General features: G+C 68.7%; 27 protein-coding genes. 19 read left to right on the top strand and 8 right to left on the bottom strand.

What is annotated here, in order from left to right; translation table 11 throughout:
- Positions 1–10 precede the first annotated feature (10 nt).
- Complete coding sequence (locus ACFYTQ_RS20040) at positions 11–853, bottom strand: GntR family transcriptional regulator (RefSeq protein WP_387362780.1); 843 nt, start codon at positions 851–853, stop codon at positions 11–13.
- Between the two features lie 292 nt (positions 854–1145).
- Here ACFYTQ_RS20040 and ACFYTQ_RS20035 point away from each other — a divergent pair, with 292 nt between their 5' ends.
- The gene (locus ACFYTQ_RS20035; protein ID WP_387362778.1) at positions 1146–1526 is read left to right on the top strand and encodes a DUF4254 domain-containing protein; all 381 of its coding nucleotides are present in this window, start codon (positions 1146–1148) and stop codon (positions 1524–1526) included.
- Between the two features lie 29 nt (positions 1527–1555).
- Here ACFYTQ_RS20035 and ACFYTQ_RS20030 read toward each other — a convergent pair whose 3' ends face one another.
- Positions 1556–4366 (bottom strand): AAA family ATPase, encoded by a 2811-nt coding sequence (locus tag ACFYTQ_RS20030; RefSeq protein ID WP_387362776.1) that lies wholly within the window; start codon positions 4364–4366, stop codon positions 1556–1558.
- 446 nt (positions 4367–4812) lie between these two features.
- Here ACFYTQ_RS20030 and infA point away from each other — a divergent pair, with 446 nt between their 5' ends.
- The 9 genes from infA (at position 4813) to ACFYTQ_RS19985 (ending at position 10343) form a co-directional block, all read left to right on the top strand.
- Positions 4813–5034, top strand: a complete 222-nt coding sequence (infA, locus tag ACFYTQ_RS20025; protein WP_040804562.1) for a translation initiation factor IF-1 — start codon at positions 4813–4815, stop codon at positions 5032–5034.
- A gap of 93 nt (positions 5035–5127) precedes the next feature.
- Complete coding sequence (gene rpmJ / locus ACFYTQ_RS20020; RefSeq protein WP_025347279.1) at positions 5128–5241, top strand: 50S ribosomal protein L36; 114 nt, start codon at positions 5128–5130, stop codon at positions 5239–5241.
- 174 nt (positions 5242–5415) lie between these two features.
- A complete protein-coding gene (gene rpsM, locus ACFYTQ_RS20015; protein WP_387362774.1) occupies positions 5416–5787 on the top strand; it encodes a 30S ribosomal protein S13 in 372 nt (123 codons plus the stop codon).
- A 9-nt stretch (positions 5788–5796) separates the two neighbouring features.
- The gene (gene rpsK / locus ACFYTQ_RS20010; RefSeq protein WP_019929497.1) at positions 5797–6210 is read left to right on the top strand and encodes a 30S ribosomal protein S11; all 414 of its coding nucleotides are present in this window, start codon (positions 5797–5799) and stop codon (positions 6208–6210) included.
- A 22-nt stretch (positions 6211–6232) separates the two neighbouring features.
- Positions 6233–6838: a 30S ribosomal protein S4 gene (gene rpsD, locus ACFYTQ_RS20005; protein WP_387362772.1), complete on the top strand. Its 606-nt coding sequence runs from the start codon at positions 6233–6235 to the stop codon at positions 6836–6838.
- Positions 6839–6935: 97 nt separating this feature from the next.
- Positions 6936–7994 carry a DNA-directed RNA polymerase subunit alpha gene (locus ACFYTQ_RS20000; protein ID WP_387362770.1) on the top strand — a complete coding sequence of 353 codons (1059 nt, stop codon included), beginning with the start codon at positions 6936–6938 and terminating at the stop codon, positions 7992–7994.
- A 47-nt stretch (positions 7995–8041) separates the two neighbouring features.
- Positions 8042–8557 (top strand): 50S ribosomal protein L17, encoded by a 516-nt coding sequence (gene rplQ / locus ACFYTQ_RS19995; RefSeq protein WP_387362768.1) that lies wholly within the window; start codon positions 8042–8044, stop codon positions 8555–8557.
- A 77-nt stretch (positions 8558–8634) separates the two neighbouring features.
- Positions 8635–9459, top strand: coding sequence for a tRNA pseudouridine(38-40) synthase TruA (gene truA, locus ACFYTQ_RS19990; RefSeq protein WP_387362766.1), 825 nt, complete (start codon positions 8635–8637; stop codon positions 9457–9459).
- Between the two features lie 50 nt (positions 9460–9509).
- Positions 9510–10343: a hypothetical protein gene (locus tag ACFYTQ_RS19985; protein WP_387362765.1), complete on the top strand. Its 834-nt coding sequence runs from the start codon at positions 9510–9512 to the stop codon at positions 10341–10343.
- 1 nt (position 10344) lies between these two features.
- Here ACFYTQ_RS19985 and ACFYTQ_RS19980 read toward each other — a convergent pair whose 3' ends face one another.
- The 3 genes from ACFYTQ_RS19980 to ACFYTQ_RS19970 all read right to left on the bottom strand — a co-directional run bounded on the left by ACFYTQ_RS19980 (position 10345) and on the right by ACFYTQ_RS19970 (position 12386).
- Positions 10345–11019: a HEAT repeat domain-containing protein gene (locus ACFYTQ_RS19980; protein WP_387362763.1), complete on the bottom strand. Its 675-nt coding sequence runs from the start codon at positions 11017–11019 to the stop codon at positions 10345–10347.
- A gap of 41 nt (positions 11020–11060) precedes the next feature.
- Positions 11061–11687 carry a HEAT repeat domain-containing protein gene (locus tag ACFYTQ_RS19975; protein WP_387362761.1) on the bottom strand — a complete coding sequence of 209 codons (627 nt, stop codon included), beginning with the start codon at positions 11685–11687 and terminating at the stop codon, positions 11061–11063.
- Positions 11688–11936: 249 nt separating this feature from the next.
- Positions 11937–12386 (bottom strand): Hsp20/alpha crystallin family protein, encoded by a 450-nt coding sequence (locus tag ACFYTQ_RS19970; RefSeq protein ID WP_387362760.1) that lies wholly within the window; start codon positions 12384–12386, stop codon positions 11937–11939.
- 149 nt (positions 12387–12535) lie between these two features.
- On the opposite strand from ACFYTQ_RS19970, the gene ACFYTQ_RS19965 reads away from it, so the two are divergent.
- Positions 12536–13369 carry an LLM class F420-dependent oxidoreductase gene (locus tag ACFYTQ_RS19965; protein WP_387362758.1) on the top strand — a complete coding sequence of 278 codons (834 nt, stop codon included), beginning with the start codon at positions 12536–12538 and terminating at the stop codon, positions 13367–13369.
- A 4-nt stretch (positions 13370–13373) separates the two neighbouring features.
- Here ACFYTQ_RS19965 and ACFYTQ_RS19960 read toward each other — a convergent pair whose 3' ends face one another.
- The gene (locus ACFYTQ_RS19960) at positions 13374–13706 is read right to left on the bottom strand and encodes a metal-sensitive transcriptional regulator (protein WP_387362756.1); all 333 of its coding nucleotides are present in this window, start codon (positions 13704–13706) and stop codon (positions 13374–13376) included.
- A gap of 119 nt (positions 13707–13825) precedes the next feature.
- On the opposite strand from ACFYTQ_RS19960, the gene ACFYTQ_RS19955 reads away from it, so the two are divergent.
- Genes ACFYTQ_RS19955 through ACFYTQ_RS19945 form a run of 3 tightly spaced genes read left to right on the top strand, consistent with a single transcriptional unit; the run spans position 13826 to position 16331 of the window.
- A complete protein-coding gene (locus ACFYTQ_RS19955) occupies positions 13826–14635 on the top strand; it encodes an S-methyl-5'-thioadenosine phosphorylase (RefSeq protein WP_387362754.1) in 810 nt (269 codons plus the stop codon).
- Positions 14636–14639: 4 nt separating this feature from the next.
- Positions 14640–15761, top strand: coding sequence for an NAD-dependent epimerase/dehydratase family protein (locus ACFYTQ_RS19950; RefSeq protein WP_387362752.1), 1122 nt, complete (start codon positions 14640–14642; stop codon positions 15759–15761).
- 9 nt (positions 15762–15770) lie between these two features.
- A complete protein-coding gene (locus tag ACFYTQ_RS19945) occupies positions 15771–16331 on the top strand; it encodes an NADPH-dependent FMN reductase (RefSeq protein WP_387362751.1) in 561 nt (186 codons plus the stop codon).
- A gap of 40 nt (positions 16332–16371) precedes the next feature.
- Here ACFYTQ_RS19945 and eccE read toward each other — a convergent pair whose 3' ends face one another.
- Entirely contained in the window at positions 16372–18015 is a 1644-nt protein-coding gene (gene eccE / locus ACFYTQ_RS19940; RefSeq protein WP_387362749.1) for a type VII secretion protein EccE, read from the bottom strand.
- Between the two features lie 116 nt (positions 18016–18131).
- Between eccE and eccB the strand changes: the two genes are divergently transcribed.
- A complete protein-coding gene (gene eccB / locus ACFYTQ_RS19935) occupies positions 18132–19637 on the top strand; it encodes a type VII secretion protein EccB (RefSeq protein ID WP_387362747.1) in 1506 nt (501 codons plus the stop codon).
- On the opposite strand, the gene ACFYTQ_RS19930 is transcribed toward eccB, so the two are convergent.
- Complete coding sequence (locus tag ACFYTQ_RS19930) at positions 19638–20909, bottom strand: MFS transporter (RefSeq protein ID WP_387362746.1); 1272 nt, start codon at positions 20907–20909, stop codon at positions 19638–19640.
- 108 nt (positions 20910–21017) lie between these two features.
- On the opposite strand from ACFYTQ_RS19930, the gene ACFYTQ_RS19925 reads away from it, so the two are divergent.
- The 4 genes from ACFYTQ_RS19925 (at position 21018) to ACFYTQ_RS19910 (ending at position 23961) form a co-directional block, all read left to right on the top strand.
- Positions 21018–21551 (top strand): pyridoxamine 5'-phosphate oxidase family protein, encoded by a 534-nt coding sequence (locus ACFYTQ_RS19925; RefSeq protein ID WP_387362744.1) that lies wholly within the window; start codon positions 21018–21020, stop codon positions 21549–21551.
- Positions 21552–21752: 201 nt separating this feature from the next.
- Entirely contained in the window at positions 21753–22064 is a 312-nt protein-coding gene (locus ACFYTQ_RS19920) for a hypothetical protein (protein WP_387362742.1), read from the top strand.
- Complete coding sequence (locus ACFYTQ_RS19915) at positions 22061–23806, top strand: hypothetical protein (RefSeq protein WP_387362740.1); 1746 nt, start codon at positions 22061–22063, stop codon at positions 23804–23806. The genes ACFYTQ_RS19920 and ACFYTQ_RS19915 overlap by 4 nt, the downstream gene beginning before the upstream one ends.
- Positions 23803–23961, top strand: coding sequence for a hypothetical protein (locus ACFYTQ_RS19910; protein WP_387362739.1), 159 nt, complete (start codon positions 23803–23805; stop codon positions 23959–23961). The genes ACFYTQ_RS19915 and ACFYTQ_RS19910 overlap by 4 nt, the downstream gene beginning before the upstream one ends.
- Positions 23962–23968 lie beyond the last annotated feature (7 nt).

The following is a 23968-nucleotide window of genomic DNA, read 5'->3' as shown; positions in this document are numbered from 1 at the left end:
ATGCGGACGGTCATGGCGGCCCCGGCACCAACGAGTTACCGAAGGAATGCGAATTGCCCGGCGGCTGCGGCGCTCCCAGCACCCGGCGGATGGTCTCGGTGCCCGCGTCGTCGCCCAGTTCGTAGGCGAGCCGGTTGCGCGCGGCGATCGAGCGGGTGCGCGTGACGCGCGTGATGCGGTCGGCCGTCGCGCCGATCCGCAGATGGTCGAGCAGCATCGTGCCGATGCCGACACCGAGGACCGCGGCCTCCTCGGCGCTCGCGGGCCGGGCCACCACCGTGTCGCGATGGGCGATCTCGCCGTAGCCGCGCTCGGCCAGCCGCCGCGTCGTGCCCTGCGGGATGTCGTGCGGGGCGTCCACGCCGGTGGCCTCTGCCAAGTCCCGTGGATAGAAACTCACTTCCCACGACCAGGGCTCGTTGTCCAGGTACTGGACGACCGTTCGAGACACCACCCAAGAATTCTGCGGCACACCGAGCCAGAGCGCCACCTCCGCGCCCGCCGGTTCCATCCGCGCGGTGAACTGTTTCGACGGTTCGCGACCGGCCGCCCGGGCGATCTCGGAGAAGATGTCCTGCGTCGAATTGGGCCGATCCGGCCGGATATGGTTGGTCACAACCGATTCCAGAACCTCCCGGCTGCGCACGATCGTGCCCCGGGAAGTCGCTGTGTAGAGCAGGTTTTCGGTCACCAGGACCTGAATCGCGTTGCGGGCGGTGGTGATCGACACCTGCATGCGCTCCGCGAGTTCGGAGTGGCTGGGTAATCGGTCGCCGGGTTTCCAGGTACCGACCCGAATCTCCTCGCGAAGGATGTCTGCGATCCGCTGGTACCTCGGACCGTCCGCCGCCATTGCGCTCCTCGGTTGTGCCTCGGGGAATGGATTTTACTCTGCCGGCCCAGCGGGCGTGTGACCCTTGACACAGGCCTTCAGAGGTTTATTGTAATGAAGTCCTGAACGGGTGTTGTAACGGCGATGACGGCGAGGCAACGTGGCGGGTTCGGAGACATCTCAGACGGTGGTCGTGGCAGTGCCCGACACACCGCACAGCTCAACCGCGGTCCAATCCCTGACGGCAGGTCTGCTGCCGAGCTCGGATCTACTGCTCCGCGCGTGTCGCGGTCACCGCGTGATCGGCGGGCCCATGTTGTGGTTCGCGCGCGATCTGGCGGTGCTGCACGAACGGCGGTTGATCGGCCGGGGCGGTTCGATCCCCGACAACGATCCCGCCACCATCGTCGAAATCGAGCGGCGCCGAACGGAATTGGTGATGGCGATCGACGACTGGATCGTTCGCACGATTCCGCAGCACCGGCTCGGCGCGACGCTGCACACCGAGACCATCGGGTCGGTCGTCGACCGGCTCGCCGAGGCGTCCGTGCGCGCCCATCACGCGCTGATGACCCTCGACGCCAATGACGAGATCCTGCACGGCGCGTGGCATCACCTCGCCGAATTGGCCGACGGGTACGACGATCTCGTCGACGAGGTGCTCGCGGGGCGGCGTCGGCTTCCGGCCTGGTAGTTCCGTTCGCTGTCGGCGAGGGGCGTTCCTCAGACCGGGTAGGGCCGGTGGTCGGTGGCGAAATCGTCGGCGACCGTGGCGGCCAGTTCGACCAGGGCGCGTTTGGTGTTCTTGTGCAGCCGGGCCAGATCGATCTCGGCGCCCTCGGACAGGTGCGCGTCGTAGGGGATGATGTGCACGGCGCGGCAGCGGGACAGGAAGTACTCGCGCAGCTGCTGGATGCCCACGTTCGGGGAGCCCGGCCGCGGCAGGTTGATCACCACGACGGCGTTGCGCACCAGGTGATCGTGGCCGTGCAGCGACAGCCAGTCCAGCGTGGCCGCCGCGCTGCGGGCGCCGTCGATCGCCGAGGACGAGATCAGCACCAGCGAATGCGCCAGCTCCAGCACGCCCGCCATCGCCGAATGCATCAGCCCTGTACCGCAGTCGGTGAGGATGATGTTGTAGAACCGCTGCAGAATCCGCGCGACCTGCCGGTACTCGTCCTCGCTGAACGCCTCCGACGCGGCCGGATCCCGTTCGCTGGCAAGCACTTCCAGGCGGCTGGTCGCCTGCGAGGTGTGCCGCCGGACATCGGAGTAGGACCGGATGGCCTGATCCAGCAACAGATCCCGCACGGTCGAGCGGGTCTGCAACGGCACCCGCTGCGACAGCGTGCCGAAGTCCGGATTGGCGTCCACCGCGATCACCCGGTCCCCGCGGATGGAGGCGAAGATCGAGCCGATCCCCATGGTGGTGGTCGTCTTGCCGACCCCGCCCTTCAGCGAGAGCACCGCGATCCGATAGTCACCGCGCACCGGCTGCCGAATCCGCGCCACCAGCTCCTGTAGCCGCCGCTCCTCCGCCGACATACCCGGATTGATGGCACCGCCCGACATGTGATGCACGGCCCGCCGCCACCCCGACCCCGGCGGCTTCTGCGCACGCCGGACGGGGACGTTGTCCAGCGACGGCGCGGGCTGGCCGTGCTGCGGCGACGTTCTCCACTGGCCCGGCTGGTGCCAGGTCGGGGCCATGTACTGCGGGCCCGCGAAAGGCGCTGGGGCCTGGGGGGTTTGGTGGTACTGGCTGAGGGCCTCGGGTGGGGGCTGCTGGGGGAGGTGGGGGTTGCTCGGCTGGAAGCCTTGGGCTGGGGGTGCGAGCGGCGGGGTGGAGTAGGGAGGTTCCCCGGTGGTGGGCCATCCGGTCACCGGCGGTGCGGCGTTGGTTTCGGGAGCCTGGGGGAAAGGCGGTTTGGCGTAAGGGTTTTCGCCGGTCGTGGGTCGCCCGGTTGTTGCGGCGTTCGAGGTTTCGGGCTGGGGGCCGAAAGATGGAGTGGCGTAGGGATTCTCGCCGGTTGTCGGCCGTCCTGTTGCCGGGCCGTTCGGAGACTCGGGTGCCGTGGGCTGGGTGCCGAAAGGTGGTGCCGGGTACGGGTGTTCGCCCGTTGTCGGGCGCGCGGCGTTCGGGGGTGCGAGGGGTGGGGTCTGGGCCGCTCGCGGGTCGAAAGTTGGGGAGGGGTACGGGTGCTCGCCGTTCGCGGGGGCGGAGGACGGCTCGGTACGGGGGTCGAAACCGGGGGATCGGTAAGGGATTTCGGCGGCCGGTGGTGCGGAGTCGAAAGACCTCGCGGGCGGAGCCGGGAGCCGCTGGCCTTCGCCGGAAGCGGGTGCTTGGGGGTCGCTCGCGGCGAAACCCGTTGGGGCCGTGTCGGTTTCGCCGGGTGCGGCGGACAGGGGCGCGTGCGGTCCGGGGCCGCCGTGCGGGTGGACCAGGGGTGTCGCGGAACCGTCGGGGCCCGGCTGGGTCGGGACCGGGGTTTCCAGGACATGGTGGCGGCCCCCGCTGGGAAGGGAGGTCCCGTTGCGCGGCTCGGCGGGCAGGCTCCACGCGGCGGGAGCCGACGACCCATTGGCCGGACCGGACCCCGGCAGATCCGGCAGGCGAGCCGGGCCCTCGGCGCGGGACAGATCGGGCAGCCGTTCGGGCGCGGGACGATCGGCCGAACTCGGCGGCTCCGGCAGCGGCGGCCGATTCGGCGTGCTCGGCGGCGGAGGCAGATCGGGGCGGCCGCTGTGGCGAGTGGTGGCCTCGTCGGGCGCACCCGGATTCCCTTGCGGGACAGGCGACTGCCATGCCGTCGGCGCGGCGGGTGGCTCGCTGCCCTGCCGGGCGGCGGGGTCCTCGGGCTGATTCGTCGGCGGGACAGGCGACTGCCACGCTGTCGGCGCGGCGGGTGGCTGGCCGCTCTGTCGCGTGGCGGGGTCGTCGGGCGCGTTCGGGTTGGCTTGTGGGACAGGCGACTGCCATGCCGTTGGCGCGGCGGGTGGTTGGCCGCCCCGCTGGGCGGGGTCGTCGAGTGCGTTCGGGTTCGCTTGCGCGGCGAGCGACTTCCATGTCGTCGGCGGGGCGGGTGGTTGGCCGTTCCGCTGGGGTGCGGGGTCGTGTTGCGGGGGCGTCGTGAACTTGTGTGCGCCGGGGCGGGGGAGGTCGCCGCCGTTGGTGCGGGTTGGTTCGCCCTGGGGGGTGCGGCCACTCTGGTAGGGCAGCTGGAATTCGCCGCCCGTTCGCTGGGGGAGGGGCGGGAGTTGTTGCGGCGGTTCCGGGGGCGCGGGGGTGACGGGTGGGGCCGGGTCGGGGTCGTCGGTTTCGGGGCGGTCGCGGCGCCAGCCGAGGCGGCGCTTTCGGCCGGGCTCGGACTCGTCCTGTTTGCGGCGGCCCTTGCGGCGCGACGCGGGCTCGTCGGCGATGAGCTCCTCGTGCGGCAGGTTCTGGACCGGGGCCTCGTATCCGACCTGCGTGACGTCGCTTTCGGACAGCCACGGCGGCAGCATCGGCAGGCCGTCGTCATTACGACTCACAACGCACCTCGCAGACGCTCGAGCTCGGCTCCGCGGTGCCCGAGGGCGCCGCGCTCAGCTCTCGCTCGCTGCGCTCTCACGGATCCCCCTGGATCTGCTGGTACCGGATTACCTGGACAGCCGGTAGTTTACGCGAGCGAAATCGGCCATGACGGACCTGCCGCCCGGTCGAGCGGCCACGGCGACGCGGGGGCGTTTGCCGGAATATCGCGAGCTCGGGAGCGGGTAGAATCGCACGGGACGAACGCGTGATCGACCCCATTTGGCCGAAGCCGACGCTCGCGGGTAAGCTTGACCGGCGGTGCGCCTACCGTCGGTCGTGTCATGTCCGCATGTCGCTTCCGTGAGTATGGCACCCGGTCGACAGACGTGCACGACGAACTGTAGTGACAGCTAGCCGAAAGTCGAGCCAACCAGGCTCGGCCACAGGCGGGATCGCGGAGGATATGGCGAAGAAGGAAGGGGCCATCGAGGTCGAGGGCCGAGTTATCGAGCCGTTGCCCAATGCGATGTTCCGGATCGAGCTGGAGAACGGCCACAAGGTTCTCGCGCACATCAGCGGCAAGATGCGCCAGCACTACATTCGCATCCTGCCCGAGGACCGAGTGGTCGTGGAGCTGTCGCCCTACGATTTGACCCGCGGGCGGATCGTCTACCGCTACAAGTGAGGTTCCGAGTTCGGAGCCAGAAGACTTCCCCGGTCAGATGGCCGGGGAAAACCTGTGTTCACACCCCGTGAACCGCAACCAGATTGGACGGACGTGAAGGTTCAGCCGAGCGTCAAGAAGATCTGCGAGAAGTGCAAGGTGATCCGCCGTAACGGGCGGGTCATGGTGATCTGCGACAACCTGCGCCACAAGCAGCGCCAGGGCTAGTTCCCACAGCACGATCGCAGTTCTGCTTGACAGAACGAAGAAGACCTCCCAGCGCCACTGGTCGTCGACGAGCCCGCGAGGGCGGACGGCCACCCACCCCCGGTACGGAGGCCGGGGCCCCACACGAGGGGACGGACAGGGAGCAGACCTCCGCAACTATTAAGGAAAGCCACCATGGCACGTCTGATGGGCGTCGATCTCCCGCGCGAGAAGCGCATGGAGATCGCACTGACCTACATTTTCGGCATCGGCCGTACCCGGGCCAAGGAGATCCTGGACAACACCGGTGTCAGCCCCGACATCCGGGTGCGGGATCTGACCGACGACGACGTCACCAAGCTGCGTGACTTCATCGAGGCGTCGGACTTCAAGGTCGAGGGTGACCTGCGCCGCGAGGTGCAGGCCGATATCCGTCGCAAGATCGAGATCGGCTGCTACCAGGGCATCCGCCACCGTCGCCACCTCCCGGTGCGTGGTCAGCGGACCAAGACCAACGCGCGCACGCGCAAGGGTCCGAAGAAGACCGTCGCCGGCAAGAAGAAGTAGGGATAACCGATGCCTCCGAAGAGTCGGGCCTCCGGCCCCAAGAAGACCCAGAAGTCGCGTCGCCGGGACAAGAAGAACGTTCCGCACGGCAACGCGCACATCAAGTCCACGTTCAACAACACGATCGTGTCGATCACCGACCCGCAGGGCAACGTCATCTCCTGGGCGTCCTCGGGCCACGTCGGCTTCAAGGGTTCGCGCAAGTCGACCCCCTTCGCCGCCCAGCTCGCCGCCGAGAACGCGGCCCGCAAGGCGCAGGAGCACGGCGTCAAGAAGGTCGACGTGTTCGTCAAGGGCCCGGGTTCGGGCCGTGAGACCGCGATCCGCTCGCTGCAGGCCGCCGGCCTCGAGGTGGGCACGATCTCCGATGTCACCCCGCAGCCGCACAACGGTTGCCGTCCGCCCAAGCGGCGTCGCGTCTAAGCGGGAAGGAAGGTAGAGAATCATGGCTCGTTATACCGGCCCCATCACCCGCAAGTCGCGTCGTCTCCGCGTCGACCTCGTCGGCGGTGACCAGGCGTTCGAGCGTCGCCCCTACCCGCCCGGCCAGCACGGCCGCGCGCGGATCAAGGAGAGCGAGTACCTGGTCCAGCTGCAGGAGAAGCAGAAGGCTCGCTTCACCTACGGCGTCATGGAGAAGCAGTTCCGCCGCTACTACGAAGAGGCGAACCGCCGCAAGGGCCAGACCGGCCACAACATGTTGCAGCTGCTCGAGACCCGGCTGGACAACGTCGTGTACCGCGCCGGCCTGGCCCGGACCCGCCGGCAGGCCCGTCAGCTCGTCTCGCACGGCCACTTCCTGGTCAACGGCATCAAGGTGAACGTCCCGAGCTATCAGGTGTCGCAGTACGACATCATCGACGTCAAGGACAAGAGCCTGCCGACGCTGCCGTTCCAGGTGGCGCGCGAGACCTACGGCGACCGCCCGATCCCGGGCTGGCTGCAGGTCGTGCCGAACCGGCTGCGAATCCTGGTGCACCAGCTGCCCGAGCGCGCTCAGATCGACGTGCCGATCAACGAGCAGCTCATCGTCGAGTACTACTCGAAGTAAGCGTTAGCGAGTACCGCTGACAGGGGGCGGCCTCCCGGCCGCTCCGCTCCCAGCAACGGGCGTCAAATAGCGGGCGCCCCGAAGGAGGATCTCACCCATGCTGATTTCACAGCGACCGACGCTGACCGAAGAGGTCGTGACCGAGAACCGGTCGCGGTTCACCATCGAACCGCTCGAGCCGGGCTTCGGTTACACCCTCGGCAACTCGCTGCGCCGCACGCTGCTGTCGTCCATTCCGGGCGCGGCTGTGACGAGCATCCGCATCGACGGCGTGCTGCACGAGTTCACCACCGTCCCGGGCGTGAAGGAGGATGTCACCGACATCATCCTGAACCTCAAGGGCCTGGTCGTGTCGTCCGAGGAGGACGAGCCGGTCACCATGTACGTCCGCAAGAGTGGCCCGGGCGCGGTCATCGCCGGGGATATCGTGCCCCCGGCCGGTGTGACCGTGCACAACCCGGACATGCACATCGCCACCCTGAACGACAAGGGCAAGCTGGAGATCGAGCTCGTCGTCGAGCGCGGTCGCGGCTACGTCCCGGCCGTGCAGAACAAGGCCTCGGGCGCGGAGATCGGCCGGATCCCGGTGGATTCGATCTACTCCCCGGTGCTGAAGGTGACCTACAAGGTCGAGGCCACCCGTGTCGAGCAGCGCACCGACTTCGACCGGCTCATCCTGGACGTCGAGACCAAGAACTCGATCTCCCCGCGGGATGCGCTGGCCTCGGCCGGTAAGACCCTCGTCGAGCTGTTCGGCCTGGCGCGCGAGCTGAACGTGGAGGCCGAGGGTATCGAGATCGGGCCCAGCCCGGCCGAGGCGGATCACATCGCCTCGTTCGCGCTGCCGATCGAGGACCTGGACCTCACCGTGCGGTCGTACAACTGCCTCAAGCGCGAGGGCGTGCACACCGTCGGCGAGCTGGTCGCCCGCACCGAATCGGATCTGCTGGACATCCGCAACTTCGGGCAGAAGTCCATCGACGAGGTCAAGGTGAAGCTGCATTCGCTGGGCCTGTCGCTCAAGGACAGCCCGGCCTCCTTCGACCCGTCGAGCGTGGTGGGTTACGACTCCTCCACCGGGACCTGGAGCGACAGCGGCTCGTTCAGCGACACCGACAGCGGCGAACAGGATTACGCCGAGACCGAACAGCTCTAGGCCGCCGGGGCGCAGCCCCGTTGGCCTTTCCCCAAGGAGAACAACCAATGCCCAAGCCCAAGAAGGGTGCTCGCTTCGGCGGGTCGGCGTCGCACCAGAAGGCGATCTTCGCCAATCTGGCGACGGCGCTGTTCGAGCACGGTCGGATCACGACCACCGAGGCCAAGGCCAAGGCGCTGCGCCCCTACGCCGAGAAGCTCGTCACCAAGGCCAAGGCCGGCACGCTGGCCGACCGCCGCGAGGTGCTCAAGGTGATCCGCAACAAGGATGTCGTCCACGAACTCTTCGCCAACATCGGACCGTCGTTCGAGGGCCGCGAGGGTGGCTACACCCGGATCATCAAGACCGTGCCCCGCAAGGGCGACAACGCGCCGATGGCCATCATCGAGCTGGTCCGGGAGAAGACCGTGACCAACGAGGCCGAGCGCGCTCGCCGGGTGGCCGCGTCGCAGAAGAAGACCGAGGCACCCGCCGCCGAGGCTCCGGCCGCCGAGGCGACCGAGGCCGAGGCGACCGAGGCCCCGGCCGCCGAGGAGAAGGCAGCCGAGGACAAGAGCGAGTAGTTCGCTTCGCACTCGATGGGCGAGCCCGTCGTTCCCTCCCCGGGGCGGCGGGCTCGCTCGTATCTCGACCGGAGAGGTTGGCTGTGGTTCGGGTACGGCTCGACATCGCCTACGACGGAACCGATTTCATCGGGTGGGCCCGTCAGCCCGGCCTGCGCACCGTGCAGGGCGTGCTCGAGGAGTCGCTGAGTACGGTGCTGCGCGAACCGATCCAGCTCACCGTCGCCGGACGCACCGACGCGGGGGTGCACGCCGAGGGGCAGGTGGCCCATTTCGACGCGACCGCGGACATCGACGGGCCGAGACTGCTGCACCGGCTGGCCCGATTCCTTCCGAAAGACGTGCGGGTCACCGGGATTCGCCTCGCGCCACCCGACTTCGACGCCCGCTTCTCGGCGATCCGCCGCCACTACGTCTACCGGCTGACCACCGCGCCCTACGGTGCGGATCCGCTACGGGCGCGCAGTGTGGTGCCGTGCCGGACCGAGGTGGATCTCGACGCGATGCGGTCGGCGTCGCGAAAGTTGTTGGGGCTGCACGATTTCGCGGCGTTCTGTCGTCGGCGCGAGGGCGCGACCACGGTACGGGAACTGCAACGGTTCGACTGGGAGCGCGACGGTGTCCTGCTGACCGCGCACGTCAGCGCGGACGCCTTCTGCTGGTCGATGGTGCGCAGCCTGGTCGGGGCGATCCTGGCCGTGGGGGAGGGCCGCCGGACGCCGGAGTGGGTGGCCAGGCTGCTCGACGAGCGGGAGCGGTCCAGCTCGGTCACCGTGGCCCCCGCGCACGGGCTGAGCCTGGTCCGGGTCGACTATCCGCCCGACGCCGAACTCGCCGCGCGCAACGCCCAGACCCGGGAGACGCGCACCGCGCCGACGGGTTCGGGCTGCTGCGGCGATTGAGGCGCGTGGCGACGGGAATCGCGGCTCACATGATGGCAGACTCGCTTGTCATGAGTCCGGTGAGCCGAGGTCGCAAGAACAAGAAGCGGGAGCCCGAGCGGGCGGAGCCGCGGGAGGAATTGGATCCCGACCACCCCGCGGTCCGGGAGATGCTCGACAACGTCGTGGCCGCCCTCGCCGACTTCGAGCGCGTGGACGATCCCCTGGACGGCGAATACCTCGCCGCCTCCCTGCTCGCCGTCGGCTACGGCACCGGCCCCGAGGGCACGGAGACCTTCGCCCGCCTGTTCATCGCCGAGGCGGAGAATTTCGCCGCCCCCGGCGGCCTGGCCTTCCTGCGCTGCGTCGCCGCGTTGACCGACGACCCGATCGCGGGGCTCGCCACCGAGGCGGCGGAACATCTTGCGGCACAGGGCGTTTCGGCTCCCGCCTGGGTGGACGAGCTGGCCGAGCCGACCACCGCCGGTGAGTACTTCCGCTGGTCGGAGGACGACGGCGCGGGGGCGGTCCTGTACGGGAGCTTCCATCGCGCGGGCCGCACGGACGGGTTCCTGCTGTTCGTGGACGATTCGGACTGTGGCTCGGCCAACGATCTCGCGCCCTTCGTCAGCGCCGAGGCGCTGGCCGAGGCCCGGCGCATGACCAACGAGGAGGAGTCGGCGTCCGAATCTCCCATGGCGCCCGAGGAATTCCGCTGGCTGGTCGAATCGGCCCTGGATGTCCGGGAATCCCACGACCGCGAGGTCATCGAGCTGGGCATCGAACCGCCGCAGCCGGAGGAGGACGATATCCCGTACGAGGTGACGGATGTGGTCCTGCGCGCGCGGCTGCGTGCGCTGCCCACGCTCCCGAAACCGGCTCCGGTGCACGCTCATCCGGGGTAGGTCAGTCCTCCACGAGGTGGTTGAGGATTCGGGTGGCGGTGCGGCGGTGCCAGCGGTTCTTGGATTTGGTGAAGGGTTCGATGACGTCGCGGATGCCTTGGGTGCGGAGCTGAGCGAGCGCTTCCAGGGCGTGGCCTTGGACTGTCTCGTCGTCGAGAAGGCTGAGGGCGGCTTCGGCCGCTTCGTCCTTGCGTTGGGACCGGCCGAGCCAATCGACGACCATTTCGCGGCCCGAACCCCAGCTGGGGTCGAGCGCGATTCCTACCAATTGGTCGAAGTACGTGTCGTCGGCTGGGATTCTGTAGAGCGAGTTACCCGCTGCCCAAAGGGTGTTTACGCTCAGGCCCTTCGAGTGGTCGAATTGAGCGATGAGCGCCGGAATCGCGGCCGTTTCTCGTGAGGACGGCGTGCCGAGTGCTTCGATAAGCAGGATCCTTGCCAGCTCCCGCTCCTCGACGTCCTCGTTCTCCCATCTCTCCTCGAGGTGGTCGAGCCAGTCGACGAGGACGGGTATCGCCTTTTCGGGTTGTCGGTGCTGCTGCGTGAGCCAGGACAATTCCTGACCCGACCCGCCCGACAACCGGTACTCGTACATCAGCTTGCGGGCGACTTCCGACTGCTCGCTCAACTCGAGAAATCCATTCTTACGACGTTTGCGCCCGCGCGCATTGCCCATGCTTGCGAAACCGCTTCCGCCGCATGTGCATCCGGGCTAGGTCAGTTGTCGACGAGGTGGTTGAGGATTCGGGTGGCGGTGCGGCGATGCCAGCGGTTCTTGGATTTGGTGAAGGGTTCGATGCGGTCGCGGATGCCCTGGGTGCGGAGCTGAGCGAGTGCTTCCAGGGCGTGGCCTTGGACTGTCTCGTCGTCGAGGAGGCTCAACGCGACCGAGGCGGCCTCGTCCTTGCGCTGTGATCGGCCGAGCCCGTTGACGATCATTTGGCGGTTGATGCCCCACGTTCGATCGAGTGCGATGCGCACCAGATCATCGAAGTAGGCGTCGTCGGCGGGGATGGTGTAGAGCGAGTTGCCCACGGCCCACAGGACTTTGTCACTCAACTTCTTCGAATGATCGAACTGGCCGATGAGCGCCGGGATCGCCGTCGTCCTGCGCGAGGACGGGCTACCGAGCGCTCGAACCAGCATGAGCCTCGCCAGTTCTCGTTCCTCGACGTTCGTGTTCCCCCACCGAGCCTCGAGGTCGTCGAGCCACTCGGCGAGGACGGGGACGGCGGACTTGGGCTGACGATGGAAATGCGCGATATCGGACAACTTCTGGCCAGCGCCTCCGGCCTTGCGGTAATCGGACAACAGCGCGCGGGCGACTTCCGATGGCTCGTTCAACTCGAAAAATCCATTCTGAAAATGGTCGTCTTGCCCTGTCCTGCGCGGTCTTCGACCCTCGGATCGAGGACGGTGAGGTGCGTCCGGAACCGCTGGAGGCGCATTCGGAGATGCAGCGTATCTGGAGTTGACGGGACGAGGGGGCCGCGTGAAATACGCGGCCCCGGTTGATCATTGCACGGTCATTACTTCTGTTGTCGAGGTCATCACCGGGTGGCCACCACCTCCTTCGAATCGGGTTGCGGGGATTCAGCTCTGATGCGAGCTGGCCTCGATCGTCCTGGGGCCCTGGTTCATTCCGCTGATCTCGATGCGGCGCGGCTTGGCCTTCTCGGCGATGGGGAGGGTGACGGAGAGGACGCCGTCGTTGTAGGTGGCCGAGATGTTCTCGGTGTCGATGCCCTCGCCGAGGGACAGCTGGCGCATGTAGGTGCCCGCGAAGCGTTCCGAGGCGACCCACTGGACGTTCTGGTCGCTGGGCAGGCTGCGCTGGGCCTTGAGGGTGAGGGTGCCGTTGTCGACGCTGACCTCGACCGAACCCGGGTCCACGCCCGGCAGGTCGGCGTTCAGGACGTAGTGGTCGCCCGTCTTGAACAGGTCCATCGGCATGAAGCGCGGCGCGCGTGCTGAGCCTGCGGACTCGCCGAGGAGCTGGCGGGCGACGGTATCGATGTCGTGGAACGGATCGAACCTCAGCACTGGAAATCACCTCCAGATTCGTGGTGGCGACCACCCCGGCGGCGGTCGCCGTGAGCTTTTCCGATACCCAATTTAGCACTCTCGTCTCGAGAGTGCCAGATCCTGCGCGTGTCGGAATAGGCACCGGCACACCGGGGTTCGGACCGAACATGACGATTCAGGGTCTCGGAAAGTACGGCGTGTGGGCACACTCCTCGGCGTTCACCGCGGAGGGCGTGCGTGAGCTGGAGGAACTCGGATACACGGCGTTGTGGTTGGGCGGCTCGCCCGCCGCGGCGCTGGCGGAGGTGGATCCGCTGCTCGAGGCGAGCGAGAACATCCTCGTCGGCACCAGCATCGTCAATATCTGGTCCGCGCCCGCGAAGGAGGTCGCGGAATCCTTCCATCGCATCGAGCAGCGGTTCCCGGGCCGGTTCATCCTCGGTGTCGGCGTCGGTCATCCCGAGCACACCAGCGAGTTCCGCAAGCCCTACGACGCCCTGGCGGATTACCTCGACGCGCTCGACGAGGCCGGTGTGCCCGTCGAACGCCGGGCCGTCGCCGCCCTCGGCCCGCGCGTGCTGGAACTGGCCCGCGATCGCAGCGCCGGCGCCCTGCCGTATCTGGCGACCGCCGAACACACCCGCCGCGCCCGCGAGATCCTCGGCCCCGACAAGCTGCTGGTCGCCGAGCACAAGGTGGTCCTCGACGAGGATCCGGTCCGCGCCCGGCAGACCGCGCGCCCGCGCGTCGAGTTCTATCTGAATCTGCGCAACTACGTCTCGAACCTGAAGCGTCTCGGCTTCAGTGACGAGGACGTCACCCCTCCCGGCAGCGATCGCCTGATCGATGCCCTCGCCCTGCACGGCAACGCCGACGAGGTGGCCCAGGGTCTGGTCGCCCATCTGTCCGCGGGCGCGGATCAGATCGCGGTCCAGGTCGCGTCGCAGGAGTTCCTGCCGACCCTGCGCGCGCTGGCTCCGGTTCTCGCCGAACGGGTCTGACGGATCAGGAGCGCACCAGGCGGGCGATCGCCTCGGTGGCCTCCTTGATCTTGGCCTCCGCCTCGGGGCCGCCCTGGACGGCGGCGTCGACGACGCAGTGGCTGATGTGGTCCTCGAGCAGGCCCATCGCGACGGCCTGTAGCGCCTTGGTCATGGCCGACACCTGGGTGAGGATGTCGATGCAGTACTTCTCCTCCTCGACCATGCGCTGCAGGCCGCGGGCCTGACCCTCGATGCGGCGCAGGCGCTTGAGGTAGTCGTCCTTGGCGGTGATGTAGCCGTGGCCGGCGTGGTCGTGGCCGGACTGGTCCGCCGTGATGGTGTGGTCCTCGGTCACGGGTGCTCCTGCCGTCCGCTCTGCCAAATACCCCCCTAGGGTACAGCAGTCGGGGCGCGATGTCAGGGTTGGCCTGCGCCGATTGGCCCGGGGAAACGATGGTAGGCGAGAATTCGGGCATGACCTCGGTTCCCCGGCCCGCGCTGGCCATCATCGGTGGCAGCGGCTTCTACGATTTCTTCGGCGACGACGCGACCACCCTGGACATCGAAACTCCCTACGGTTCCCCGAGCGCCCCGATCACCGTCGGCGATGTCGACGGCCGCCAGGTCGCCTTCCTGCCACGGCACGGGCGCAAGCACGAGTACTCCCCGCACACCGTGCCCTACCGGGCCAATATGTGGGCGCTGCGGTCGATCGGCGTCCGCCGAATCCTCGCGCCCTGCGCGGTCGGCAGCCTGCGCGCCGACTGGGGGCCGGGCACCGTGGCCGTACCCGATCAGTTGGTGGACCGTACCTCGGGCCGCGGGGCGACCTACTTCGACAACGGCGGCATCCACGTGTCCTTCGCCGATCCCTACTGCGACGAACTGCGCGGGGCCGCGATCGCGTCGGCCGTCGAGGAACTGCCGATGAAGCCGAGCGGGACCATGGTCGTGGTGGAGGGGCCGCGGTTCTCCACCCGCGCGGAGAGCCGCTGGTTCGCCGCGCAGGGGTGGGAGCTGGTGAACATGACCGGGTACCCGGAGTCGGTGCTCGCCCGGGAACTCGAGATGTGTTACGCGGCAATCGCTCTGGTGACCGATCTCGACGCCGGGCTGGAATCGGGCGAGGGCGTCAGCGCCGCGGCGGTGTTCGCGGAGTTCGAGCGGAATCTGGTGCCGTTCAAGACGTTGGTGCGGGGGTCGATCGCGGCGATCGAGGGGACCGAGACGTGTGAGCGTTGCCGCGTTCACGCCGGAGTGGCGCTGCCGTTCGACCTACCCTGATGCGATGCGGGTGTTGGTGACCGGCGCGGCCGGGTTCGTCGGTGCGCAGGCGCGTCGGGCGCTGCGGGCCGCCGGTCACGATGTCGTCGCGATCGACGCGGTGGCCGGGCCGGAGGATGTCGCGGTGGTCGACGTGCGGGATCGGCGGGCGCTGGATCCGGTGCTGCGCGGGGTCGAGGTGGTGTGTCATTTCGACGCCACGGTGCCGGTCGTGCGGGCCGAGCCCGGCGGGGACGAGGAGTCCGACGGCGAGCGGGGGACCGAGCCGACCACGCGACCGACTGCCGAAACGCCACGGGGACAACGGGATCCGCGGCGGACCGATATCCAGGACGCTCCCGTATTCGCCGAGCGCGACGATGTCGGTACAGCCGTCTTGCTGGCGGCCATGGAGCGGGCCGGGGTGCGCCGGTTGGTGCTGGCGTCGTCGGTGGCGGTGTACGGGGAGGGGCGGTATCGCGGGACGCGCGGTGGGCCGTACTTTCCCGGGGTGCGGCGGCGGGCGGATCTGGATCGGGGGATGTTCGATCATCGGGCGCCGCGGACCGGGGAGATTCTGACCTGGGAGCCGATCACCGAGGACGCCGCGCTGCGGCCGCGAACCGCCTGGGCGGCAAGCAGAGCCGCGCAGGAGCATTACGCGCTGGCGTGGGGGATGGGGACCGGGGCGGGGGTGACGGTGTTGCGGTTCCACCATGTGTACGGGGAGTCGGTCGGGGCGGCCGATTCCGGGGTGATCGCCCGGTTCTGGGACGAATTGCGTTCCGGGCGGGCGCCTTTCGTGTTCGAGGACGGTGGGCAGGTCCGGGATTTCCTGCACGTGCGCGACGCGGCGGCGGCGACGGTGCTCGCGGTGGAGCGGGCGCTGCCCGGATTCGTTCCGTTGAACATCGCGTCCGGTCATCCGATCACGCTGTGGCGGGCGGCCTCGCTCATGGCGCGCGCGTGCGGCGGGCGGGAGCCGGTGGTGAGCGGACAGTACCGGCTCACCGATGTGCGGCATATCGTCGCGCATCCCGAAAGAGCTCGCGCCGCTTTGGGTTTCAGTGCGCGGATCGCTCCGGCCGAGGGGTTGGCCGAGTACGCGGCGCCCCGGCGTGAATCCGACGCGCCCCGGCCCGATTAGGCTCGCTCCATGGACAATCCGCTGCGGCTCGAGGTCATCGTCGCCAGCGTGCGGCCCCAACGGTTCGCGCCCGTGGTCGCCGACTGGTTCGTGGGCGTCGCCCGCGCGGATCCGCGCTTCGACGTCGGCGTCATCGATCTGCTGCACACCCCCCTGCCGATCGATCTGACCGCCACGCCCGAAAGCGACGCGTTCCGCGAGCGCCTCGCCGCGGCCGACGCCTTCGTCGCCGTCACCTCCGAGTACAACCACGGCTACCCCGCGTCCCTGAAGACCGCCCTGGACTCCGCCAAACACGAATGGCGCGCCAAGCCGATAGGTTTCGTCGGCTACGGCGGCCTCTCCGGCGGCCTGCGCGCCATCGAACAACTCCGCCAGGTGGTAGCCGAGATCCACATGGTCTCCACCCGCGAATCCGTCAGCTTCCACGAGGCCAAACGCAAATTCGACGCCCACGGCACCCCCCACGACCCCGCCGCCACCGACGCCGCCACCCGCCTCCTCACCCAACTCGCCTGGTGGGCAACCCACCTCCGCACCGCCCGAACCACCGACCCCTACCCCACCTGACCGGGCTGGGGGCTTGCTGAGGGGGCTGGTGGGGGTGGGGTTATTGGTGGGCCAGGGCTCGGCGGCCTCGGGGGTGGCCTATGTAGGTGGTTTCTCGGGGGATGGAGACCAGGTTGAGGTCTACCTGGGCGGTGCCGGTGCGGAGGACTACGTGGTTGCCGATCGCGCCGGGTTGGTGGATGGCGAGGTCGGGGCGTTGGGCGGGCCAGCCCATGGGGTCGCCGGAGACGTAGATGGTGGTTACGCCCGCGTGGGGTGGGGGAGCGAGGACGCCGTCGACCACGGCGGCGGTGAAATCGGCGTCGCTCTGGTGGGTTTCGACGGCGATGGCGAGGCGTTGGGGGTTGCCGATGGTGGTGACGAGTTGGTCCCAGGCCTGGGGGCGGTCGGTGCGGATGAGGATGCGCTCGCCCACGGCGAGGGCGCGGAAGACCAGTTGCTGGGCCAGATAGAGTTCGCCCGCCACGTAGACGGTCGAAATGCCTTGGCCGACAAGGCGGATCGCGACGCCGTTGCCCTCGTCGTCGGAGCCGATCAGCTGACCACAGCCGGAGGACGGCAGCCGCAGGGCGTCGATGATCTCGATCGGATACTCCGCCAACGGCATCACGTTCTCCACAGACGGGGAGGCCAGCGGGAAGTGGGCGAGCAGGCCCTCGCGGTGCCGGCCGTTCATCGAGACCATGTGCTTGCGCTTGGTCTTCTCGGGCAATTCGCGCGCGGTCAGCCGCCAGGCCGCGCCCACGCGCACCGTACCCGGGGTCCGGCCGGGCCGCAGCCGCACGCCGACGGTCGTGCCGCGCGACGGCGCGACCCACAGCTGGGCCAGCAGTTCGGAGTCCAACTGCGCGGGATCGATTGCGGCGCCGATGTTCACGCTGTTGCCGAGTTCCGCGTAGCGCCACTTGTGCTTGATCGTGCGCGGAGCGTTGCCCGCGGTGATCTGATAGACGGCCGTGCGCATTTCGGGCGCGGTCAGAATGCGCGAGGCGCAGTCGGCGTCCTCCAACGCCCGCACGATGCGCTGGGTGGCGATGGTGACCGCGCGCGACGCGCCCTCGGTGCCGCCGCCGCGCCGATCCGCCGCGTCCGGACAGGCCAGCATGTCGAACGCGATCGCCAGCCACACCGTGCGATGCGCGGTCGCGGGCAACGGGCCCAGCAGCGATTCGTAGATCGGCCCGGCGGGCGTCCCGGACCGGCTGCGGTGCCCGTGGCTGATGATGTCGATGCCGCTGAGCAGGATGTCGTGCTGGGTCAGGCATTGCGCGAGTTCGGGCAGCGGCAGCAGATGCGAGGCGTGCACGGTGCTGCGATCGATCCGGGTCAGCCCGCCGCGCGGCGGCAGCACCTCGACCACGGCCACGACCCGGCTGCCCTCCCAGTACAGACCGAGCGAACGACCGTCCGGCCCACGGAAATCCACGGTGTCGCCGATCTCGTAGCCCCCGCGCGAGGAGAACCGCCAGCAGGTGGCGAGCCAGTCCGCGACGGTCCGCTTACCCAGCGGGATCACCAGCAGCAGCCCCGCCACGAGCGCGGCGCCCAGCGCGTACCACCACGGCAGGCCCACGGCGAGCACGATCAGCGCGACGACGAGCCCCAGCAGCTGCGCCGCCAGTAGATTGGGCAGCGAGATCCGCCCGAACAGCGGCCGGTTGCCGGGCCCTCCTGATGCGGCCATCGTCGTCGTCCCCCAAGTACCCCGTGTCGGCCTGTGATTCGGCGGCCGAGCTGAACTTCGGTCCTGGTGAACTGTACTGTGTCAGGCGAACGCGAGCACTGTTCGGGGGAGGACACATGCCTTCAAAACCCACCACCCGATGGCAGATCAGCGGCTACCGCTTCCTGGTCCGTCGGATGGAGCATGCCCTGGTCCGGCGGGACGTGCGCATGCTGCACGACCCGATGCGCTCCCAATCGCGCGCCTACACCGCGGGGATCGTGCTGGGTGTGCTGGTGCTCGCGGGCTGCGGGGTGCTGGCGCTGCTGCGCCCGCAGGGCGCCATCGGCGACAACAAGATCCTGGTCGGCAAGGAGTCCGGCGCGGTGTACGCGGTCGTCGACGGCGTGGTGCATCCGGCGCTGAACCTGGCCTCGGCGCGCCTGGCGACCGGGGATCCGGCGAAACCGGTGTCCATCAAGGAATCCGAGCTGTCCAAGAAGCCGCTCGGCGCGCTGATCGGCATTCCCGGCGCGCCCGCCTCGATGAACTTCGACACCAGCGGTAAGGGCCGCGCCTGGACCATCTGCGACGAGTTGAAGAACGACGGCAGTAATTCGGTCACCACAACCGTTGTGGCGGGCGATCTTTCGCTCGGCGACAAGGCGTCGGTGATGGGCCGCGGCGCCGGGCTGCTCGTGCAGGGCCGCGACGCCGCGTATCTCATCTACGACAACAAGCGGGCCCGGGTGAACCTCAAGGACGCCGCGGTCCTCGACGCCCTGAAGATCCGCGGCATCACCCCGCGCCCGATCAGCGAGGGCCTGCTCAACGCGGTCCCGGAGGTCCTCGAGATCAAACCGCCGACCATCGACGATCCGGGCGGCCTCCCGGCCCGCTACACCCTCGGCGATCACCGCATCGGCGACGTCGTGCACGTGGCCACCAAGGACGAGTACTTCGTGCTGCTGCGCGATGGCATCCAACAGATCTCGCCGCTGACCGCCGACATCATCCGGTACTCGAATCCGTCGTCGAGCCCGAATCAGGAGGTCGGCCAGTACGAGACCTCCCAGGGCGGCCCGCCGCACATCAACACCCTTCGGGTGGAGCACTATCCGGACACCGCGCCGACCATCGTCGCCGCCAAGGATCAGCCGGTGGACTGCCTGTCGTGGCGGCCGTTGTCCGGCGCCGCCGACAAGTCCGACGGCAGCAAGCGCGCCGAACTGTCCGTGGTCACCGGGCGTTCGCTGCCGATTCCCGATGGGGCGCAACCGGTTCGGCTCGCCCAGGCCGACGCCGGTCAGGGCGTGAGCGCCTTCTACAAGACGCCCGGTTCGGGAGCGTTCGTGCAGACCACCGGCATCGAACCGGACAGCCAGCGCAAGGACGCCATGTTCTTCGTCTCCGACACCGGCGTGCGCTACGGCATCAAGGACGGCGAGGCGGCCAAGGCGCTCGGCATGGATTCCGACCACGCCAAACCCGAACCCGCGCCGTACCCGATCGTCGGTCTGCTCGCGCCCGGTCCCGCGCTGGGGCGGGAGGAGGCGATGGTCGCCCACGACGGTGTGGCCCCGGACGCGAATCCGGCCAAACAGCTGGTGAAGCCCAAGGATTCGCAGACCCCGCAGAACTGATCAGCCGGAATCGCCGCGCGGCAACGAGCTTTCGCCGGTGCCGAATCGAATTCCCTTGGCCTCCTTGCCGATCAGCGTGAGCGTCGCGACGACGAGCAGCACCGGGACGATGGTGGCGGCCAGCGCGAACGGATAGCCGTGGCTGGTGGCGAGCCGTTCCTGGATCGGCAGGTTCAGTGAGGCGAGCAGATTGCCCAGTTGATAGGTGACGCCGGGATAGAAGCCGCGGATTGCGTCGGGCGACATCTCGGTCAGATGCGCCGGGATGACGCCCCACGCGCCCTGCACCATCACCTGCATGAGGAACGAGCCCAGGCACAGCAGGGCCGCGGCCCGCGAATAGGCGAACAGCGGCACGATCGGCAGGCCGAGCAGCGCGCAGAACACGATGGTGTAGCGGCGGCCGTAGCGCTGGGACAGGGTGCCGAAGACGAGGCCGCCGATGATCGCGCCGATGTTGTAGACGACCGCGATCCACTTCGCCGTCGCCGTGGACAGTCCCGCGCCGCCGTGCTCGGTGGCGGACAGGAAGGTCGGGTAGACGTCCTGGGTGCCGTGGCTCATCCAGTTGAAGGCGGTCATGAGCAGCACCAGGTAGACGAACCGCCGCACGACCAGCGGGCTGGTGAGGATGTCGCGAAAGCTTGTGCGCGTCACCCGCATTCGCTCCCGGGACTTCTCCCACACCTCCGATTCGCCGACCCGGGTGCGGATGATCAGGATGATCAGCGCGGGAATGATCGACAGCGCGAACAGCCACCGCCACGACAGGCCCAGCCAGTTCATCACCAGCAGCGACGCGAGCGAGGCCAGCAGGTAGCCGAAGGAATAGCCCTCCTGTAGCAGGCCGGAGAAGAAGCCGCGCCGCTCGACGGGGATCTTCTCCATCGCCAGCGCCGCCCCGAGCCCCCATTCGCCGCCCATACCGATCCCGTAGAGCAGCCGCAGCAGGAGCAGCACCGTGAAGTTCGGGGCGAAGGCGCAGGCGAATCCGACGACCGCGTAGAACGCCACGTCGACCATGAGCGGGATGCGCCGCCCGATCCGGTCGGCCCACAGCCCGAACAGCAGCGCCCCGACCGGACGCATGATCAGGGTGGCGGTGGTGATGAAGGCGACGTCGGCCTTGGCCATGTGGAAGCTCTTCGCGATGTCGGCGTAGACGAACACCACGAGGAAGAAGTCGAAGGCGTCCATGGTCCAGCCGAGTTGCGCGGCGATGAAGGCATTGCGCTGATCGGCGTCGAGTCGCCGGGTTGGTGCAGTTGACATCGGTTCGCCTCCGCTCGCGGCCACGACGGTAGAAATTCTGCGCCGATTTCCGTCCGCGCGCGGCGTGTCGAGCGATGAATTTCCGATCCTTTACGCGTCCATTGGCATATGGAGACGAAGAACCTCGCCGATCTGTACGAGCTGCCGCCGCTGACCTGGTCCGACGTCACCGCCCGGCTGGAGCGCGGCTTCCCGCAGGCACCGGGCGCGGGCGGCCCCGATCGGCACACCTGCTGGCTGAGCACGATCAACCCGGACGGCAGCCCGCATCTGACCGCGCTCGGGATGCTGTGGGTCGACGGCGCGTTCTACTTCGAGACCGGCGAGCGAACCCGCAAGGCGCGCAATGTGCTTCGCGATCCGCGCTGCGCGGTCAGCCTGTCCACGCACGAATACGACGTGGTGGTGGACGGTGTGGCCGAGCGCGTCACCGATCCGGACCGGGTCGCGGAGCTGGCGCGGCGGTGGGCGGGGGAGGGCTGGCCGTGCCGCGTCGACGAGTCGGGGCAGGCACTGACCGCCGAATTCAGCGCGCCCTCGGCCGGACCGCCGCCGTGGCACGTCTTCCGCATCACCGTGCGCGGCGCGACGGCATTGCAGACGGTCGAACCGGGTGGTGCGACGCGCTGGCGATTCGATTAGAGCCCGGTCGGCGGAAATGCTCGAATTCGACGCTTATCGCTTTGGACGCAGCGCACTCGCATTTCGTTCCGTGTTGTGATGCGAATCACTTTGCCCGAATTCTATTCGCGCCGAACGAATCTCATGCCTTGACAAGGAAACCTCCCTGTGGGATTTTCGAATTCGAAATCCATGGTTCGGCGCGCGAACGGGGGAGGGCCCATGCGGATGGACGTCCCGGCGATGCAGGGCATCGCCGGTGATCTGACGAGGTCGGCACAGGCGGTCAACGACGCCGCACGCCGGGTGGCCACGGCCGCACAGGGATTCGACCCGACCCACGCGGGCCGGGACTACACGGCTCAGGGCGCCCGGGTGGCGCAGGCCCTGGCGGGGGTGTCGCAACGCCTGTTCGCGTGGGCCAACTGCGTCAACGACACCGGCGGCGTGCTCGGCACGGTCGTGAGCGCGCACACCGCGACCGATCGGGACTCGGCCGCCGAACTGGGCCCGAGCGGCGAGGTGCGGGTGTGACCGGCGAGCAGGGCGCCGCGACCGGCGTCGACAAGATCCTGGAGACCGGGCGCGCGGGGCTGCGGTTCTTCACCGACTACGTGCCGCGCTATCGCGACTGGACGGGCCGCGATCCCGCCGGACTCGACGAGAACGCCCTCCTCGCCCGGTACGACCAGCAGCGCGGAATGGACGTCGAACCGCTGCGCGCGTTCGCGGGTGTGCTCAGCGGAATTCTCACCGAATCCGTCGGCGATCACGTCGGAACGCAGCAGTCCCGTTTCGCGGAATTGCCCGCCCGCTGGACCGATTCGGCCGCCGCGGACAACGCGGCGCAATACGTGCGGCGGGTCGGGAATCAGATCGGGCAGGATCACGAGACCCTCGGTGTGGTGGCCCAGGCCGTCTCGACCGCGGCCGACACGCTGGAGGAGATCGTGCGCACCAAGGCCGATGCCGTGCGCACCGACCTGACCACCAAGACGGTCGCGGGCAAGTCGGGCGAGCAGGTCGCGAGCATCGCGGCCTACGCGCGCGGGAATTTCGGCACCGCCACCGACGACGACGCGCGGGCCGAACTGGTGCGGCAGGTGCTGCCGGAGTTCGTTTCCGGTGACCCGCAAGCGTTCTGCGGGCAATGGATGAACACGGTCTTCGTGCCCGCCGTCGACAACACGGTGAGCGCCTATGTGGGGCTCAACGACGCCACGCACACCGCGGTGGGCGGGTTGTACGAGCAGCTGGCGGGGGCGTTGGAGAGCGTCGGGTCGGAGGTGTACCGTTCGCCGGACGGAACCCCCTCCGCCACAACGGATCTCGGGACGAACGCGGCGGACGCGTTGTACAGCGGGCAGCGGCTCAGCGGAGATCCGGTGGCGGCGACGCCCGTGGCCGCGACCACGGCGGCTCCGGCGGACGCGGCGACCGGGGACAAGACGGGTTCCGGTGCGCCGGACCAGGGTTCGAAGACGTCGAGCGCCGGAGAGGGGCAGACTCCCGCGCCGAACACCCCGGTCACGCCCGGCACCCCGGCCACGCCCGTCACCCCGACGGAGCCCGCCACGCCGAGCACCCCGACGGGTACGGCGAGCACGCTGACCACCACGGTCACCGGCGATATGGGTCAGCAGGGGGTGTGGCGGCCCGGCGACATCACCAATGTCATCACCGCGGCGAGTCAGATCACGGGCAATGTGCCCGACATCCTCACCCACCTGGGCGATCCCCTCAAAGCGGTCGGAGCCACCGCCGAGAGTTTCGGCAACGCCGCCAAGGGGTTCGGCGAGGCGTTCAAGGATATCGTCGGGAGCGACGGCATCACCGGTCTGGTGAAGGAGGGCGTCGACGCCGCGGAGCGCATCGACAAGATCGTCGAGCATCACGCGAATCCCGCCGACACCACCGAACCCGCCACGCCCGGACAGAACATCGATACGGGCCGCGAGACCGGCACCGATGCCACCGCGAAACCCGTCGAGAACCCGCCGACCGACAAGTCCGGGCAGCAGAACCCGCCGACGAATTCCGCACCAGCGCAGTCGAATCCGGCCCAGCCGGTGATCTCGACCCATTCCGCGCCGCCGGTGGAGACGCCAGCGCATCCGGGTACCGCCCCGACACCCTCGAACGGTCCGGTCATCGGCCCGTCCCTCGCGTCGGTCTCCGACGACGACGAGACCGAACACCGCTCCAAGGTCAACTACACCACGAGCGCCCTCGCCATGGACCCCGACGAATTCCACTACGAGACGATTCAGCGATGAACTGGGCCGAACGCATGGAGAAGATCGCCGCCGACCACGCCACCGCGATCCGCTCGGTCCGGCTGCGCCTCGAGGAGATCGACGACGAGGCCCGGCGCGCCGCCGCCGAGAATTCGACGGAACCGAACGATCCGCCCGCGCGTCCAAACAAGTGACGGGCCA

The organism is Nocardia sp. NPDC004068, assembly GCF_042874315.1.
Lineage (GTDB): Bacteria > Actinomycetota > Actinomycetes > Mycobacteriales > Mycobacteriaceae > Nocardia.
This window is presented reverse-complemented; position numbering and strand designations above follow the sequence as displayed.